Source organism: Mesorhizobium sp. LSJC269B00, from assembly GCF_000502815.1.
Lineage (GTDB): Bacteria > Pseudomonadota > Alphaproteobacteria > Rhizobiales > Rhizobiaceae > Mesorhizobium.
Genome location: NZ_AYVN01000005.1, coordinates 449,428 through 465,323 on the forward strand (window position 1 = coordinate 449,428; position 15,896 = coordinate 465,323).

At 61.9% G+C, this 15,896-nt stretch carries 27 protein-coding genes and 2 pseudogenes; 27 read left to right on the forward strand and 2 right to left on the reverse strand.

The genetic code is table 11. The features are described from left to right. The first annotated feature begins 109 nt into the window (after positions 1 to 109). A complete protein-coding gene (locus X771_RS149625; protein WP_023688411.1) occupies positions 110 to 367 on the forward strand; it encodes a GlsB/YeaQ/YmgE family stress response membrane protein in 258 nt (85 codons plus the stop codon). Between the two features lie 65 nt (positions 368 to 432). Here X771_RS149625 and X771_RS1000000169205 read toward each other — a convergent pair whose 3' ends face one another. Next, entirely contained in the window at positions 433 to 681 is a 249-nt protein-coding gene (locus tag X771_RS1000000169205) for a hypothetical protein (RefSeq protein ID WP_245262625.1), read from the reverse strand. Beyond that, positions 657 to 1,397 carry a DMT family transporter gene (locus X771_RS01000000165055; RefSeq protein WP_245262626.1) on the reverse strand — a complete coding sequence of 247 codons (741 nt, stop codon included), beginning with the start codon at positions 1,395 to 1,397 and terminating at the stop codon, positions 657 to 659. Before X771_RS01000000165055 ends, X771_RS1000000169205 begins: the two co-directional genes overlap by 25 nt. Positions 1,398 to 1,709: 312 nt before the next feature. On the opposite strand from X771_RS01000000165055, the pseudogene X771_RS0134125 reads away from it, so the two are divergent. The 26 genes and pseudogenes from X771_RS0134125 to rpsM form a co-directional block, all read left to right on the forward strand. Beyond that, positions 1,710 to 2,348: pseudogene (locus X771_RS0134125) on the forward strand (GTP-binding protein); the annotation flags it as partial. 204 nt (positions 2,349 to 2,552) lie between these two features. Then, positions 2,553 to 3,161 (forward strand): annotated as a pseudogene (locus tag X771_RS01000000165060) (EF-Tu/IF-2/RF-3 family GTPase); the annotation flags it as partial. Positions 3,162 to 3,230: 69 nt separating this feature from the next. Beyond that, positions 3,231 to 3,539, forward strand: a complete 309-nt coding sequence (gene rpsJ / locus X771_RS149620) for a 30S ribosomal protein S10 (protein WP_010909272.1) — start codon at positions 3,231 to 3,233, stop codon at positions 3,537 to 3,539. Positions 3,540 to 3,600: 61 nt separating this feature from the next. Continuing rightward, positions 3,601 to 4,329, forward strand: coding sequence for a 50S ribosomal protein L3 (gene rplC / locus X771_RS149615; protein WP_023682606.1), 729 nt, complete (start codon positions 3,601 to 3,603; stop codon positions 4,327 to 4,329). Next, on the forward strand, positions 4,329 to 4,949 hold the full coding sequence (gene rplD / locus X771_RS149610; protein WP_023672750.1) for a 50S ribosomal protein L4: 621 nt from the start codon (positions 4,329 to 4,331) through the stop codon (positions 4,947 to 4,949). Before rplC ends, rplD begins: the two co-directional genes overlap by 1 nt. After that, the gene (locus X771_RS149605; RefSeq protein ID WP_023672751.1) at positions 4,946 to 5,239 is read left to right on the forward strand and encodes a 50S ribosomal protein L23; all 294 of its coding nucleotides are present in this window, start codon (positions 4,946 to 4,948) and stop codon (positions 5,237 to 5,239) included. Before rplD ends, X771_RS149605 begins: the two co-directional genes overlap by 4 nt. Positions 5,240 to 5,262: 23 nt before the next feature. Continuing rightward, positions 5,263 to 6,102 carry a 50S ribosomal protein L2 gene (gene rplB / locus X771_RS149600; protein WP_023688412.1) on the forward strand — a complete coding sequence of 280 codons (840 nt, stop codon included), beginning with the start codon at positions 5,263 to 5,265 and terminating at the stop codon, positions 6,100 to 6,102. A gap of 16 nt (positions 6,103 to 6,118) precedes the next feature. Continuing rightward, positions 6,119 to 6,397, forward strand: a complete 279-nt coding sequence (gene rpsS / locus X771_RS149595) for a 30S ribosomal protein S19 (protein WP_006205463.1) — start codon at positions 6,119 to 6,121, stop codon at positions 6,395 to 6,397. Positions 6,398 to 6,399: 2 nt separating this feature from the next. Then, positions 6,400 to 6,789, forward strand: coding sequence for a 50S ribosomal protein L22 (gene rplV / locus X771_RS149590; protein WP_006205462.1), 390 nt, complete (start codon positions 6,400 to 6,402; stop codon positions 6,787 to 6,789). Then, the gene (gene rpsC / locus X771_RS149585) at positions 6,789 to 7,514 is read left to right on the forward strand and encodes a 30S ribosomal protein S3 (protein WP_023672753.1); all 726 of its coding nucleotides are present in this window, start codon (positions 6,789 to 6,791) and stop codon (positions 7,512 to 7,514) included. Before rplV ends, rpsC begins: the two co-directional genes overlap by 1 nt. A 26-nt stretch (positions 7,515 to 7,540) precedes the next feature. Beyond that, a complete protein-coding gene (rplP, locus tag X771_RS149580) occupies positions 7,541 to 7,954 on the forward strand; it encodes a 50S ribosomal protein L16 (protein ID WP_006205460.1) in 414 nt (137 codons plus the stop codon). Positions 7,955 to 7,967: 13 nt separating this feature from the next. After that, on the forward strand, positions 7,968 to 8,168 hold the full coding sequence (gene rpmC, locus X771_RS149575; RefSeq protein WP_006205459.1) for a 50S ribosomal protein L29: 201 nt from the start codon (positions 7,968 to 7,970) through the stop codon (positions 8,166 to 8,168). An 11-nt stretch (positions 8,169 to 8,179) separates the two neighbouring features. Further along, the gene (rpsQ, locus tag X771_RS149570) at positions 8,180 to 8,419 is read left to right on the forward strand and encodes a 30S ribosomal protein S17 (RefSeq protein ID WP_010909280.1); all 240 of its coding nucleotides are present in this window, start codon (positions 8,180 to 8,182) and stop codon (positions 8,417 to 8,419) included. 72 nt (positions 8,420 to 8,491) lie between these two features. Then, entirely contained in the window at positions 8,492 to 8,860 is a 369-nt protein-coding gene (gene rplN / locus X771_RS149565; protein ID WP_006205457.1) for a 50S ribosomal protein L14, read from the forward strand. A 12-nt stretch (positions 8,861 to 8,872) separates the two neighbouring features. Continuing rightward, positions 8,873 to 9,187, forward strand: a complete 315-nt coding sequence (gene rplX, locus X771_RS149560) for a 50S ribosomal protein L24 (protein WP_013531428.1) — start codon at positions 8,873 to 8,875, stop codon at positions 9,185 to 9,187. Then, entirely contained in the window at positions 9,180 to 9,779 is a 600-nt protein-coding gene (gene rplE / locus X771_RS149555; protein WP_023672755.1) for a 50S ribosomal protein L5, read from the forward strand. Before rplX ends, rplE begins: the two co-directional genes overlap by 8 nt. Positions 9,780 to 9,806: 27 nt before the next feature. After that, entirely contained in the window at positions 9,807 to 10,112 is a 306-nt protein-coding gene (gene rpsN, locus X771_RS149550; protein WP_010909282.1) for a 30S ribosomal protein S14, read from the forward strand. Between the two features lie 12 nt (positions 10,113 to 10,124). Beyond that, positions 10,125 to 10,523 (forward strand): 30S ribosomal protein S8, encoded by a 399-nt coding sequence (gene rpsH / locus X771_RS149545; protein WP_006205453.1) that lies wholly within the window; start codon positions 10,125 to 10,127, stop codon positions 10,521 to 10,523. A 41-nt stretch (positions 10,524 to 10,564) separates the two neighbouring features. Then, positions 10,565 to 11,098 (forward strand): 50S ribosomal protein L6, encoded by a 534-nt coding sequence (gene rplF, locus X771_RS149540; protein ID WP_023688413.1) that lies wholly within the window; start codon positions 10,565 to 10,567, stop codon positions 11,096 to 11,098. A 140-nt stretch (positions 11,099 to 11,238) separates the two neighbouring features. After that, a complete protein-coding gene (gene rplR / locus X771_RS149535) occupies positions 11,239 to 11,598 on the forward strand; it encodes a 50S ribosomal protein L18 (protein ID WP_023682602.1) in 360 nt (119 codons plus the stop codon). A 153-nt stretch (positions 11,599 to 11,751) separates the two neighbouring features. Next, positions 11,752 to 12,315 carry a 30S ribosomal protein S5 gene (rpsE, locus tag X771_RS149530; RefSeq protein WP_006333394.1) on the forward strand — a complete coding sequence of 188 codons (564 nt, stop codon included), beginning with the start codon at positions 11,752 to 11,754 and terminating at the stop codon, positions 12,313 to 12,315. A gap of 24 nt (positions 12,316 to 12,339) precedes the next feature. Then, on the forward strand, positions 12,340 to 12,537 hold the full coding sequence (rpmD, locus tag X771_RS149525) for a 50S ribosomal protein L30 (protein ID WP_006205449.1): 198 nt from the start codon (positions 12,340 to 12,342) through the stop codon (positions 12,535 to 12,537). Positions 12,538 to 12,559: 22 nt separating this feature from the next. Continuing rightward, positions 12,560 to 13,030, forward strand: a complete 471-nt coding sequence (gene rplO / locus X771_RS149520) for a 50S ribosomal protein L15 (protein WP_023672760.1) — start codon at positions 12,560 to 12,562, stop codon at positions 13,028 to 13,030. 257 nt (positions 13,031 to 13,287) lie between these two features. After that, complete coding sequence (gene secY, locus X771_RS149515; protein WP_023672761.1) at positions 13,288 to 14,628, forward strand: preprotein translocase subunit SecY; 1,341 nt, start codon at positions 13,288 to 13,290, stop codon at positions 14,626 to 14,628. Beyond that, the gene (locus X771_RS149510) at positions 14,625 to 15,233 is read left to right on the forward strand and encodes an adenylate kinase (protein WP_023688414.1); all 609 of its coding nucleotides are present in this window, start codon (positions 14,625 to 14,627) and stop codon (positions 15,231 to 15,233) included. Before secY ends, X771_RS149510 begins: the two co-directional genes overlap by 4 nt. Positions 15,234 to 15,444: 211 nt before the next feature. Beyond that, on the forward strand, positions 15,445 to 15,813 hold the full coding sequence (gene rpsM / locus X771_RS149505) for a 30S ribosomal protein S13 (protein ID WP_006205445.1): 369 nt from the start codon (positions 15,445 to 15,447) through the stop codon (positions 15,811 to 15,813). Positions 15,814 to 15,896: the final 83 nt, after the last annotated feature.

A 15,896-nucleotide genomic window follows, 5' to 3' on the forward strand; every position in this document is an offset into this window, starting at 1 on the left:
CAAGCCCGTCCCGCCGGCTACAATGGACCATGCGGGCGGAATTTCAAGTTGGCTTGAGCTTTTGACAATCATGTGACCATGATCGGCGGGCGGGGAATGGAGAGGAAAAATGGGCATTATCAGCTGGATCATCCTCGGCGTCATCGCCGGCTTTATCGGCAGCAAGATCGTCAACAAGACCGGCCAGGGCCTGATCATGGATATCGTGCTCGGCATTGTCGGCGCCATCGTCGGAGGGCTGATCTTCAGCGCCTTTGGCGCCACGGGTGTGACCGGCCTCAACATCTGGAGCCTGATCGTCGCCATCATCGGCGCGGTGGTCGTGCTGTGGGCCTATCACCAGTTCTCCGGCAAGCGAACGCTTTAGGCGCCAGTCTGCCGACTGGCCGACCGCAGGTCGGCCAAACCTGCTTCGACGCGTTGACTTGAAGGTCAGGCGACGACGGTCAGCCTGCGCTTGCGTTCATCAAGCGAGACGATGGTCAGCCCGCTCGCGACCACCAGCAGGATGCCGCAGACCGCCAGGGCATTCGGGAACTGGCCGAACACCAGAACGCCTGAGATGACCGCCCAGACGGTGAAGCAGTAGTAGAACGGCGCCACCACGCCGGTCGGACCGACGCGATAGGCCATGAAGATGAAGAAATGGCCGAAGATCAGGAAGAATCCGGCGCCGGCCATGAGCAGCAGGTGCCGGGCTTCCGGCNCATGAAGATGAAGAAATGGCCGAAGATCAGGAAGAATCCGGCGCCGGCCATGAGCAGCAGGTGCCGGGCTTCCGGCATGACCCAGCGCTCGGAAACGAGATGCGCGGCGCCCGCGCCGATCAGCACCACCACAACGGCGGAAATGGCGACGATCATGCCCGGCACCTCGGCCGCGACCCGCCTGCCGGCAAGATCGCGCGCCGCCGCCAATGCCGCGTTGCCGAGCGCCAGCAACGCATAGACCGAGATGCCCTGCATGGTCGGCTGGGCCACCATAAGCGCACCGATGAAGCCGAGCCCGATCAGCGCCATGCGCACGCCGCCGATCCGTTCGCCGAACAGGATGGAGGAGCCGACCAGCATCAAAAGCGGGGTGATCTGCCCGAGCGCGGTCGAATCGGCGATCTGCATGTTGGCCAGCGCCACGACGTAGCAAAGGATGGCCGCCAGCTCGAGCAGGTTGCGGCGCTGCACGCGTTTGTCGAAGATCAATGGAATCTGCCTGCCATAGCCCAGCAGGAACAGCAGCGGCATGCCCCATAGCGTGGCCGCGACCCCGCGCAGGAACAGCACTTCATAGGACGGCAAGCCCGCGGTCGCGAGTTTCATCATCGTGTCGTTGACGAGGTACGACCCCGTCGAAACGATCATGAACAGCGGGCCGCGTATGGAGGTCGGTATGAATTGCATGGGGCAACCAAATCAGACCGCCGCCGTAGCGGCAATGGGCCAGGCGCCGGCTGCACATCCGGCAGGCAAAGGCCAGGACATGGGCGGGACAGGACATGGGCGGGAATAGCAAACAGGTGCTGGAGCCCGCAGCCCCCATTTCATTTCCGCTCGCGCGTTCCTATATCAGCGCCACATCCCGCAATCGGATCATCGGTTGAGACCGAGTGGACAGCGCACCCGGCCACAAGGCACTTGTGTTTTTCGGCCGTAGTCGCTAATCGCCCCGCATTCGACTGAACTGAAGGTCAAGGCCGTCCAAGGAAAGAGACTATGGCAAAAGGTAAATTCGAGCGTAACAAGCCTCATGTGAACATTGGCACGATTGGCCATGTCGATCATGGCAAGACGTCGCTGACGGCGGCGATCACGAAGTATTTTGGCGAATACAAGCGCTACGACCAGATCGATGCGGCGCCCGAAGAGAAGGCCCGCGGCATCACGATTTCGACGGCGCACGTCGAATACGAGACGGCAGCGCGCCATTATGCCCATGTCGACTGCCCCGGCCACGCCGACTATGTGAAGAACATGATCACCGGCGCCGCGCAGATGGACGGCGCGATCCTGGTTGTGTCGGCCGCCGACGGCCCGATGCCGCAGACCCGCGAGCACATCCTGCTTGCCCGTCAGGTCGGCGTGCCGTCGATCGTGGTGTTCCTGAACAAGGTCGACCAGGTCGACGATGCCGAGCTGCTCGAACTGGTCGAGCTCGAGGTTCGCGAGCTTCTGTCGAAGAACGAGTTCCCCGGCGACGACATTCCGATCGTCAAGGGTTCGGCGCTGGCAGCACTCGAAGATTCCAACAAGACCATCGGCGAAGACGCGATCCGCGAGCTGATGGCTGCGGTCGATGCCTATATCCCGACGCCGGTTCGTCCGCTGGACAAGCCGTTCCTGATGCCGATCGAAGNGAGGTTCGCGAGCTTCTGTCGAAGAACGAGTTCCCCGGCGACGACATTCCGATCGTCAAGGGTTCGGCGCTGGCTGCTCTGGAAGATTCCAACAAGACCATCGGCGAAGATGCGATCCGCGAGTTGATGGCTGCGGTCGATGCCTATATCCCGACGCCGGTTCGTCCGCTGGACAAGCCGTTCCTGATGCCGATCGAAGNTGATGGCTGCGGTCGATGCCTATATCCCGACGCCGGTTCGTCCGCTGGACAAGCCGTTCCTGATGCCGATCGAAGACGTGTTCTCGATCTCGGGCCGTGGCACGGTCGTGACCGGCCGCGTCGAGCGCGGCATCGTCAAGGTCGGCGAGGAACTGGAAATCATCGGCATCCGCCCGACGACCAAGACGACCTGCACGGGCGTCGAGATGTTCCGCAAGCTGCTCGATCAGGGCCAGGCCGGCGACAACATCGGCGCGCTGCTGCGCGGCGTTGATCGTGAAGGCGTCGAGCGCGGCCAGGTTCTGGCCAAGCCCGGTACGGTGAAGCCGCACAAGAAGTTCGTGGCCGAAGCCTACATCCTGACCAAGGACGAAGGTGGCCGTCACACGCCGTTCTTCACCAACTACCGTCCGCAGTTCTACTTCCGCACGACCGACGTGACCGGCATCGTGTCGCTGCCGGAAGGCACGGAAATGGTTATGCCCGGCGACAACATCACGGTCGATGTCGAGCTGATCGTGCCGATCGCCATGGAAGAGAAGCTGCGCTTCGCCATCCGTGAAGGCGGCCGCACCGTCGGTGCCGGCATCGTCGTCACCATCAAAGAGTAATTTAGACTTAAACCGATCTGTCGCGGGCGCAGGATTTGCCCGCGCCGCGCCAGAACAAGGAAGTGACGCATGAACGGACAGAATATCCGCATCCGCCTGAAGGCGTTTGATCACCGCGTGCTTGACGCCTCGACGAAAGAAATCGTGTCGACGGCCAAGCGCACCGGAGCAAACGTCCGCGGCCCCATTCCGCTGCCGACGCGGATCGAAAAGTTCACGGTCAACCGGTCGCCTCACGTCGACAAGAAGAGCCGCGAGCAGTTCGAGATGCGCACGCACAAGCGTCTGCTCGACATCGTCGATCCGACCCCGCAGACGGTCGATGCTTTGATGAAGCTCGATCTGGCCGCCGGTGTCGACGTCGAGATCAAGCTCTAAGGGAATGAGAGCGCGGTAAGGGGCGGTGCCCCTGGCCCGGAACTCTAAAGGAATTGAACCGATGCGTTCAGGTGTGATTGCAAAGAAGGTGGGAATGACCCGCATCTATAATGATGCCGGGGAACATGTTCCCGTCACCGTTCTCCAGATGGAGAACTGCCAGGTCGTGGCTCAGCGCACGCAGGAGAAGAACGGCTATACGGCCGTCCAGCTCGGCGTTGGCCTTGCCAAGGTGAAGAACACGTCGAAGGCGATGCGCGGCCATTTCGCGACCGCTTCCGTCGAGCCGAAGGCGAAGGTCGCCGAGTTCCGCGTCTCCGCCGACAACATGATCGATGTCGGCGCCGAGATCACCGTCGAGCACTTCGTCGCCGGCCAGAAGGTCGATGTGACGGGCACGACGATCGGCAAGGGTTTCCAGGGCGTCATCAAGCGCCATCACATGGGTGGTGGCCGCGCGACGCACGGTAACTCGGTTTCGCACCGTACGCACGGTTCGACCGGCCAGCGTCAGGACCCGGGCAAAGTGTTCAAGGGCAAGCATATGGCTGGCCACATGGGCGACACCCGCGTCACCACACAGAATGTCGAGATCGTTTCGACCGACGCCGATCGCGGCCTGATCCTGATCCGCGGTGCGGTTCCCGGATCGAAGGGCGCCTGGATCCTGGTCCGCGATGCGGCCAAGGTGGCACTGCCGGCCAATGCGCCGAAGCCTGCCGCGATCCGCGCCGTTGCTGCCGAGAGTGGCGCCAAGAACGAGGCTCCGGCCGCAGAGGGAGCAGAATAATGGATCTCAAGATCACAACGCTTGGCGGCAAGGACGCCGGCAAGGTGAAACTCTCCGAGGAGATTTTCGGCCTTGATCCGCGCGAGGACATCCTGCAGCGCGTCGTGCGCTGGCAGCTGGCCAAGCGCCAGCAGGGCACGCACAAGGCCAAGGGCCGCGCCGAAATCGCGCGCACCGGCGCTAAGATGTACAAGCAGAAGGGTACGGGCCGCGCCCGTCACCATTCGGCACGCGCTCCGCAGTTCCGCGGCGGCGGCAAGGCCCACGGCCCGGTCGTTCGCAGCCACGAGCACGATCTGCCGAAGAAGGTGCGCGCTCTGGGCTTGCGGCATGCTCTCTCGGCCAAGGCCAAGAGCGCGTCGATCATCATCATCGACGAGCTGAAGCTGACCGAGGCCAAGACGAAGGCGCTGATCGCGAATTTCGCGACACTGGGCCTGACCAACGCCTTGGTGATCGGCGGTGCCGAGCTTGACCAGAACTTCAAGCTGGCGGCGACCAACATCCCGAACATCGACGTGCTGCCCATCCAGGGCATCAACGTCTACGACATTCTGCGCCGCGGCACGCTGGTCCTTTCGAAGGCCGCCGTCGAGGCTCTCGAGGAGCGCTTTAAATGACCGACCTCCGTCATTACGACGTGATCGTCTCGCCGGCGATCACGGAAAAGTCGACCATGGCTTCCGAGAACAACCAGGTTGTTTTCAACGTCGCCAAGAAGGCGTCGAAGCCGGAAATCAAGGCCGCTGTCGAAGCGCTGTTTGGCGTCAAGGTTACGGCCGTGAACACGCTTGTCCGCAAGGGCAAGATCAAGCGCTTCCGCGGCACGATCGGCCGCCAGAGCGACGTCAAGAAGGCGATTGTGACGCTGGCCGACGGCCAGTCGATCGACGTCGCGACGGGTCTCTGAGCTAGGCCGCGAGGACAACAAACATGGCACTTAAAAAATTCAACCCGGTAACGCCGAGCACCCGCCAGTTGGTCATCGTCGACCGCTCGGGCCTCTACAAGGGCAAGCCCGTCAAGGGACTGACCGAAGGCCTGACCAAGTCGGGCGGCCGCAACAATCACGGCCGCATCACGGCCCGCTTCATCGGCGGCGGTCATAAGCGTTCGTACCGCATCATCGACTTCAAGCGCCGCAAGTTCGACGTCGTCGGCACGGTCGAGCGCATTGAATACGATCCGAACCGCACCGCCTTCATCGCGCTGATCAAGTATGACGATGGCGAGCTGTCCTACATCATCGCTCCGCAGCGCCTTGCCGCCGGCGACAAGATCGTGGCCGGTGAATCGGTCGACGTGAAGCCGGGCAATGCGATGCCGCTGGCCTCGATGCCGGTCGGCACGATCGTCCATAACATCGAGCTGAAGCCGGGCAAGGGCGCCCAGGTTGCCCGCTCGGCAGGTGGCTACGGACAGCTGGTCGGTCGCGACCAGGGCATGGCGATCCTGCGCCTCAACTCGGGCGAGCAGCGGGTCGTTCACGGCTCCTGCATGGCCACCGTCGGCGCCGTGTCGAACCCCGACCACGGCAACATCAACGACGGCAAGGCCGGCCGCACGGTCTGGCGCGGCAAGCGCCCGCACAATCGCGGCGTGACCATGAACCCGGTCGACCATCCGCATGGCGGTGGTGAAGGCCGCACCTCCGGTGGCCGTCATCCGGTCAGCCCGTGGGGCAAGCCGACCAAGGGCAAGAAGACGCGGTCCAACAAGGCGACCGNGACCGACAAGTTCATCCTGCGCTCGCGCCATCAGCGCAAGAGCTAAGAAGAGGTAACGCCAAGTGACTCGTTCTATTTGGAAAGGCCCCTTCATCGACGGCTACCTTCTCAAGAAGGTGGACAAGGTTCGTGAAGGTGGTCGCAATGAGGTGATCAAGATGTGGAGCCGTCGCTCCACCATCCTGCCGCAGTTCGTCGGCTTCACCTTCGGTGTCTACAACGGCCAGAAGCATGTTCCCGTCTCGGTGAACGAGGACATGGTCGGTCACAAGTTCGGTGAATTCGCTCCGACCCGGACCTATTACGGTCACGGCGCGGATAAGAAGGCGAAGAGGAAATAATCATGGGCAAGGCCAAAGCTCCGCGCAGGCTTGCTGACAACGAAGCGCGCGCCGTTCTGCGCACGATCCGTATCAGCCCGCAGAAGCTGAACCTGGTTGCCGCGCTGATCCGCGGCAAGAAGGTCGCGACAGCGCTTTCCGATCTCGAATTCTCGGCCAAGCGGATTTCCGGCACGGTCAAGAAGACGCTGGAATCGGCGATCGCCAACGCGGAAAACAACCACGACCTCGACGTCGATGCGCTGATCGTGGCGGAAGCCTATGTCGGCAAGTCGATCGTCATGAAGCGGTTCCATGCTCGTGGCCGCGGTCGCGCCAGCCGTATCGAAAAGCCGTTCTCGCACCTCACGATCGTCGTTCGTGAAGTCGAAGAAAAAGGGGAGGCCGCATAATGGGCCAGAAAGTCAATCCGATCGGTCTGCGCCTCGGCATCAACCGCACCTGGGATTCGCGCTGGTTCGCGAACACCGGCGAGTACGGCAAACTGCTGCATGAGGACATCAAGATCCGCAAATATCTTGAAAAGGAACTCAAGCAGGCTGCGATTTCGAAGGTCGTGATCGAGCGCCCGCACAAGAAGTGCCGCGTCACCATCCATGCGGCGCGCCCGGGCCTGATCATCGGCAAGAAGGGCGCCGACATCGAAAAGCTTCGCAAGAAGCTGATGGAGATGACGAAGTCCGAGACGCACTTGAACATCGTTGAAGTGCGCAAGCCGGAAATCGACGCGACCCTGGTCGCCCAGTCGATCGCCCAGCAGCTCGAGCGTCGTATCGCGTTCCGCCGCGCCATGAAGCGCGCCGTTCAGTCGGCCATGCGCCTGGGCGCCGAAGGCATCCGCATCAACTGCGCCGGCCGTCTCGGCGGCGCCGAGATTGCACGCATGGAATGGTACCGCGAAGGCCGCGTGCCGCTGCATACGCTGCGCGCCGATGTCGACTACGGCACGGCCGAAGCGCATACGGCTTACGGCATCTGCGGCGTCAAGGTCTGGGTGTTCAAGGGCGAAATCCTCGAGCACGATCCGATGGCTTCGGAGCGTCGCGCGACCGAGGGTGATGCTGCGCATGGCGGTGGTGGCGATCGCGAACGCGGTCGTCGTCGCGAAAACGCCTGATTATTTAGGAATTTGGAGTTAGAACGATGCTGCAGCCAAAGCGCACAAAGTTCCGCAAGCAGTTCAAGGGCCGTATCCATGGCACCGCAAAGGGCGGCACCAACCTGGATTTCGGTGGTTTCGGGCTGAAGGCGCTTGAGCCGAACCGCGTCACCGCGCGTGAGATCGAGGCGGCCCGCCGCGCGATCACTCGTGAGATGAAGCGTGCCGGCCGCGTGTGGATCCGTATTTTCCCTGATGTGCCGGTGACGTCGAAGCCGACCGAAGTGCGCATGGGCAAGGGCAAGGGCGCTGTCGACTACTGGGCGGCGCGCGTCAAGCCGGGCCGCATCATGTTCGAGATCGACGGCGTCAACGAAGAAACCGCCCGTGAGGCGCTGCGTCTCGGCGCGGCCAAGCTCTCGGTCAGGACGCGCTTCGTACAGCGCATCGCAGAATAAGGACGGGCTGATCATGAAAGCCGAAGACATCCGGACCAAGACCCAGGACCAGCTGACCGACGATCTGGCCAGCCTGAAGAAGGAGCAGTTCAACCTGCGCTTCCAGAAGGCCACCGGCCAGCTCGAGAAGACCGCGCGCGTGCGGCAGGTTCGCAAGGACATTGCGCGTATCAAGACCATCGCTGCGGAAAAGTCCGCGGCCAAGAAGGCTTAAGGACGAAAATCATGCCAAAGCGCATTCTGCAGGGCACTGTCGTCAGCGACAAGAACGAGAAGACGGTAGTCGTCAAGGTCGAACGGCGCTTCACGCATCCCGTGATGAAGAAGACCGTGCGCATGACCAAGAAGTACAAGGCGCACGACGAGAACAACGCCCACAAGGTCGGCGATCAGGTGTTCATCCAGGAATCGAAGCCGATTTCCAAGGACAAGCGCTGGATCGTCGTGTCTTCGGACCAGGCGTAACAAACCGAATTTTGGACAGACCGGGGAGGGGCTTTGAGCCCGTCCCGTTAGAAGAGAAGAAGGCGGCCAGTCATGATTCAGATGCAAACAAACCTCGACGTCGCGGATAATTCCGGCGCCCGTCGTGTCATGTGCATCAAGGTGCTGGGCGGCTCGAAGCGGAAATACGCTTCCGTAGGCGACATCATCGTGGTGTCGATCAAGGAAGCCATTCCGCGCGGCCGCGTTAAGAAGGGCGATGTGATGAAGGCGGTCGTGGTTCGCACGGCCAAGGACATCCGCCGCCCGGACGGCAGCGTGATCCGTTTCGACAAGAACGCGGCCGTTCTCGTCGACAACAAGAAAGAGCCGATCGGCACGCGTATCTTCGGACCGGTTCCGCGCGAACTCCGCGCCAAGAACCACATGAAGATCATCTCGCTCGCGCCTGAAGTGCTGTAAGGAGCCGGACCAATGCAAAAGATTAGAAAAGGCGACAAGGTCGTCGTGCTGGCCGGCAAGGACAAGGGCCGTTCGGGCGAAGTCCTCTCGGTTCAGCCGAAGGAAGACACCGCGCTGGTGCGCGGCGTCAACATGATCCGTCGTCACCAGAAGCAGTCCCAGTCCCAAGAGGGCGGGATCATCACCAAGGAAGCGCCGATCCAGCTGTCGAACATCGCGCTCGCCGACCCCAAGGATGGCAAGCCGACCCGCGTCGGCTTCATCTTCCAGAAGGACGGCAAGAAGGTGCGCGTCGCCAAGCGCTCGGGAGAAGTCATCAATGGCTAAGGCTCAAACCACGAAGCCCAAGGCTGAAAGCAAACAGTCCAAGGCCCAGAACACGCCGCGCCTCAAGCAGGTCTACAACGAGACCATCCGCAAGGCGCTGCAGGAGCAGTTCGGCTACGAGAACGAGATGCAGGTTCCGCGCATCGACAAGATCGTGCTGAACATGGGCGTCGGCGAAGCGACCGCGGATTCGAAGAAGCCTTCGATCGCGGCCGAAGACCTGGCGATGATCGCCGGCCAGAAGGCCGTCGTCACCCGCGCCCGTAATTCGATCGCCGGCTTCAAGGTCCGCGAGAAGATGCCGATCGGCGCCAAGGTCACGCTGCGCAAGGAACGCATGTACGAGTTCCTCGACCGTCTCGTGAACATCGCACTGCCGCGCGTCCGCGACTTTCGCGGACTGAATCCGAAGAGCTTCGATGGCCGTGGCAACTACGCCATGGGCATCAAGGAACACATCGTGTTCCCGGAGATCAACTACGACAAGGTTGATCAGATCTGGGGCATGGACGTCATCGTTTGTACGACTGCGAAGACGGACGACGAAGCCAGGGCATTGCTCAAGGCCTTCAACTTCCCCTTCCGCCAGTAACGGCAGCGAGAAAAGGAAAAATCTGAAATGGCAAAGACCAGCTCAGTCGAGAAGAACAACAGGCGCCGCAAGCTTGCCGACCAGTACGGTCCCAAGCGCGCAGCGCTCAAGGCGATCATCATGGACCAGTCCAAGCCGATGGAAGAGCGTTTCCGCGCTCAGCTGAAGCTTGCTGCCCTGCCGCGCAACTCGGCCAAGATCCGCATCCGCAACCGCTGCGAAGTTACCGGCCGTCCGCGCGCCTACTATCGCAAGCTCAAAGTATCGCGCATCGCGCTTCGTGATCTCGGCAATAACGGCCAGATCCCGGGCCTGGTCAAGTCGAGCTGGTAAGGAGGACATAACATGTCATTGAGCGATCCTCTCGGCGATATGCTGACCCGCATCCGCAACGCGTATGGCCGCAAGAAGTCGAGCGTTTCGACGCCGGCCTCGCGCCTGCGTACCCGCGTCCTCGACGTGCTGAAGGCTGAAGGCTATATCCGCGACTACAGCCAGACCGACTTCGACAACGGCAAGTCCGAAATCGAAATCGAGCTGAAGTATTTCGACGGTGCTCCGGTAGTGCGCGAAATCGCCCGCGTCTCGAAGCCTGGCCGCCGCGTTTACGTCTCGGCCAAGTCGATCCCGCACGTCGCCAACGGCCTCGGCATCGCCATCCTTTCGACGCCGAAGGGCGTGATGGCCGATCACGAAGCACGCGAACAGAATGTCGGCGGCGAAATCCTCTGCCAGATTTTCTAATTCGGCAGACCTGAAACAAGAGAAGTGACGAGGACAACCAAATGTCTCGTATTGGAAAGAAACCCGTTTCGCTGCCGCAGGGCGTGACCGCGACCGTCAACGGCCAGACCGTGACGGCGAAGGGCCCCAAGGGCGAGCTGAAGTTCGTGGTGAACGACGAAGTGCTGGTCAAGATGGAAGGCAGCGAAATCGCTGTCCAGCCGCGCGACCAGACCAAGGCCGCCCGCTCCAAGTGGGGCATGTCGCGCACGCAGATCGTCAACATCCTGCAGGGCGTCAAGGACGGTTTCGAGAAGAAGCTCGAGATTACCGGCGTCGGCTATCGCGCGGCACTCCAGGGCAAGAACCTGCAGCTGGCGCTTGGCTTCAGCCACGACGTCGTTTACGAGACGCCGGCCGGCATCACGATCACTGTGCCGAAGCCGACGGAAATCACGGTGACCGGCATCGACAAGCAGCAGGTCGGCCAGGTTGCAGCCGAGATCCGCGAGTATCGCGGTCCCGAGCCCTACAAGGGCAAGGGTGTCCGCTATGCCGGCGAGAAGATCGTCCGCAAGGAAGGCAAGAAGAAGTAGTAGGCCTGGCCCCGAAAAGTTGCAGACTCTTCGGAAAAGGCCAGGCCAAAGAAGTGCAACGCCGCGGGGAGCAGTCGCGGGAGGCGCTTTCGCCTACCGCACATGGCGGCCCCCGTTTTTTGAAGGCAAGGAAGACTATCATGGCTACCAAGGAATCCATCCAGCGCCGCGCGCAGCGCGTCCGCCGCCAGATCAAGAAGGTCGCCGGCGAACGTCCGCGTCTCTCGGTTCACCGCACGTCGAAGAACATCTACGTGCAGGTCATCGACGACGCCAAGGGCCATACCATCGCGGCTGCATCGACACTCGAGAAGGACCTCAAGGGTTCGCTCAAGACCGGCGCCGACACCGAGGCAGCAGCCGCTGTTGGCAAGCTGATCGCCGAGCGCGCTTCGAAGGCCGGCGTTAAGGAAGTCGTCTTCGACCGCGGCGCCTACATCTATCACGGCCGCGTCAAGGCGCTGGCCGAGGCTGCCCGTGAAGGCGGTCTGAGCTTCTAATTGCCTGTTCCGAACCGAAGGTCAGCGCAGCAAAAAGTTGCAGACTTTTCGGTCAAGATCATGCAAGGAAAAATAATTCGCCCCCGGTGACCCAAAGAGGCGCACCGGATCTTATCAGCAACCGTGCTTCCGGAAAAGAACAAGGAACAGGATATGGCACAGGAACGTAGGGATGGCGGCCGCGGCCGCGATCGTGAAGAACGCGATGACGGCATGGTGGACAAGCTCGTCCACATCAACCGCGTCGCCAAGGTCGTCAAGGGCGGCCGTCGCTTCGGTTTTGCAGCACTTGTCGTCGTCGGCGACCAGAAGGGCCGCGTCGGCTTCGGTCACGGCAAGGCGCGCGAAGTGCCGGAAGCGATCCGCAAGGCAACCGAGTCGGCCAAGCGCGACATGATTTTCGTGCCGCTGCGCTCGGGCCGCACGCTGCACCACGACGTCGAAGGACGCTGGGGCGCCGGACGCGTGCTGCTGCGCGCTGCCAAGCAGGGTACCGGCATCATCGCCGGCGGCCCGATGCGCGCTGTCTTCGAGACGCTCGGCATGCATGACGTGGTCGCCAAGTCGATGGGTTCGTCGAACCCCTACAACATGGTTCGTGCCACATTCGACGCGCTGAAGAGCCAGATGCATCCCAAGGATGTGGCTGCTGCGCGCGGCATCAAATATTCGACCCTTCAGGCCCGCCGCGGCACCGCCGTTGCGGCCGAAGAATAGTCGATCTGACCAGGGATTTTGACCATGGCCAAGAAAGCAACCAAGACCATCACCGTTGAGCAGATCGGTTCGCCGATCCGCCGCCCGAAGGAACAGCGCGCAACGCTGGTCGGCCTCGGCCTCAACAAGATGCACAAGCAGCGCACGCTGGAGGACACTCCCTCGGTGCGCGGCATGATCGCTGCCGTCCAGCATCTCGTCCGCGTCGTGGACGAGGGCTGAGCAAAAGCGCAGGAGAACCCAGATGAAACTCAACGATCTGCGTGACAAGGACGGCGCGACGCACTCCAAGAAGCGTCTCGGCCGTGGCATCGGCTCCGGCTCGGGCAAGACCGGCGGTCGCGGCGTCAAGGGCCAGAAGGCGCGCTCCGGCGTTGCCATCAACGGCTTCGAGGGCGGCCAGATGCCGCTCTATCGGCGCCTGCCGAAGCGTGGCTTCAATAACATCTTCGCCAAGAGCTTTGTCGTCGTGTCGCTGGCTCGTATCCAGACGGCGCTCGATGCCAAGAAGCTCGACGCCAAGGCGACCGTGACGGCCGAGGCACTCGTCGCCGCCGGCGTCATCCGCCGCGTCAAGGACGGCGTGCGCATCCTCTCGGACGGCGAGCTCAAGGCAAAGCTTGCCTTCGACGTCGCCGGCGCCTCCAAGGCCGCGATCGAGAAGATCGAAAAGGCCGGCGGTTCGGTCAAGCTGCCGGAAGCGGCAGCGGAGTAACGGCAATTTGAAGCGCGGTCGGCAGGAACGGTATCCGTTTTTGTTCACGATTGCGCTTTGATCCGATCAATTAGGCGGCCGCGTCAACGCGGCCGCTTGCATGTTTGGAGCCCGGAGCTTATCTCGTGAGCTTCGGTGCCACGCGCCGCCTGAGCTGCGGGCATCGAGCGTGACATACAAATCAAAGAAGTAGCGCATGACGTTGTCCGAAAACCGCTTCACACTTTTCGGCATCATGCTCTAGCGGAGAATCAGGCATGGCTTCGGCTGCTGAACAACTAGCCTCGAATCTGAATTTTGCGGCTTTCGCCAAGGCGGAGGACCTGAAGAAGCGAATCTGGTTCACCGTCGGCGCGCTGCTCGTCTATCGCCTCGGCACCTATATCCCGCTGCCCGGCATCAATCCGGATGCATTCGCGCAGGCCTTCTCTTCGCAGGCCAAGGGCGTGCTCGGCATGTTCAACATGTTCGCCGGCGGCGCCGTGCAGCGCATGGCGATCTTCGCGCTCGGCATCATGCCTTACATCTCAGCCTCCATCATCATGCAGCTGATGACCTCGGTCATTCCGTCGCTGGAAGCGCTGAAAAAGGAAGGCGAGCAGGGCCGCAAGGTCATCAACCAGTACACGCGCTACGGCACGGTACTCCTGGCGCTGGTGCAGGCCTACGGCATTTCGGTGGGCCTGGAAGGCGGCAACGGCATCGTCAATGATCCCGGCATGTTCTTCCGCATCTCGACCGTCGTCACGCTGGTTGGCGGAACCATGTTCCTGATGTGGCTGGGCGAGCAGATCACCGCCCGCGGCATCGGCAACGGCATTTCGCTGATCATCTTTTCCGGCATCGTCGCCGGCCTGCCGCGCGCCATCTCCGGCACGCTGGAGCTCGGCCGCACCGGCGCCCTATCGACCGGGCTGATACTCGCGATCATCGTGCTGGCTATCATCGTCATCGCGCTGATCGTGTTCTTCGAGCGCGCGCAGCGCCGCCTGCTGATCCAGTATCCGAAGCGCCAGGTCGGCAACCGCATGTTCCAGGGCGATACCTCGCATCTGCCGCTGAAGCTCAACACGTCGGGCGTCATTCCGCCGATCTTCGCGTCGTCGCTGCTTTTGCTGCCGGCAACGGTCGCCGGCTTCTCGCAGACGACAAACCTGCCGGCCTGGGCAAGCACCGTGCTCGCCTCGCTCGGTCACGGCCAGCCGCTCTACATGCTGTTCTATGCGGCAATGATCGTGTTCTTCGCCTTCTTCTACACGGCCATCGTGTTCAATCCGAAGGACACCGCCGACCAGCTCAAGAAGCATTCCGGCTTCATTCCGGGCTACCGTCCGGGTGAGCGCACCGCCGATTACATCGACTATGTCCTGACGCGCATCACCGTCGTCGGCGCCATCTATCTGGTGCTGGTGTGCCTGCTGCCCGAGTTCCTGATTTCGGCGACTGGCGTACCATTCTACCTCGGTGGCACATCGCTTCTGATCGTGGTCAGTGTAACCCTCGATACGGTGGCGCAGATCCAGGGTCACCTGATCGCGCACCAGTATGAGGGCCTGATCAAGAAGTCGAAGCTGCGCGGGGGGAAGAAGGCCAGATGAGATTGATATTGCTTGGGCCGCCAGGAGCGGGCAAGGGGACGCAAGCACAAAGACTGGTAGAAAAATACGGCATACCGCAGCTGTCGACGGGTGACATGCTGCGGGCGGCCGTGCAGGCCGGCACCGAAGTCGGCAAGCGCGCCAAGGCGGTGATGGATGCCGGCGAGCTGGTTTCCGACGCCATCGTCAACGCCATCGTGGCCGAGCGCATCGATCAGCCCGATTGCACCAACGGTTTCATTCTCGACGGCTATCCGCGCACGCTGGTGCAGGCTGATGCGGTTGAATCGATGCTCGCCGAGCGCGGCATTGGCCTCGATGCCGTGATCGAGTTCGTCGTCGACGACAAAGCGCTGGTCGGCCGCATCGTCAAGCGCGCCGACGACGCCAAGGCCGCCGGACAGCCGGTGCGCAAGGACGACAATCCGGTGGTGTTCGAAGAGCGCCTGCGGGAATATTACAAGAAGACCGCGCCGCTGATCGGCTATTATTATGCCAAACGCTCGCTTAGGAGTGTCGACGGCATGGCCCCTGTCGACACCGTGACGGCGGAGATTGAAGCGCTGCTCGCGGCGGTGACGCGGGAAACCGTTACGGCAAAGTAAAGATTGCGCTTGACTGGAACGGTTCGCTGGGTTATGGCGGCCCGTCTTCCTATCAGGCATGAGGCTTGCTTGTCCGCAAGGGCAAGGCAGCCGCATTGAAACTAGGGAACTCCCGCAAGGGCCGGCCTCCACCGGACGCGGGGTAATTTGAACAGCGCCGCGCATGCCTTGTTTTGAAGGCCGGCCGGTCCCACATGGAGAAGAGAAGAATATGGCTCGTATAGCCGGCGTCAACATTCCGACCAACAAGCGCGTCGTCATTGCGCTTCAGTACATTCACGGCATTGGCAAGAAGTTCGCCCAGGAGATCGTCGACAAGGTCGGCATCCCGGCCGAGCGCCGCGTCAACCAGCTGACGGACGCGGAAGTGCTGCAGATCCGCGAGACCATCGACCGCGACTACCAGGTCGAAGGCGACCTGCGCCGCGAAGTGTCGATGAACATCAAGCGCCTCATGGACCTCGGCTGCTACCGCGGTCTGCGTCACCGCCGTTCGCTGCCGGTTCGCGGCCAGCGCACGCACACCAATGCACGCACCCGCAAGGGCCCGGCCAAGTCGATCGCCGGCAAGAAGAAGTAAGTGAGCGATAGCGAGTGGCTATTAGCGAGTAGGGGTTCCCTATTCGCTGGTCCCTGCTCACTACTCGCTTTCAAAGGTGGAGC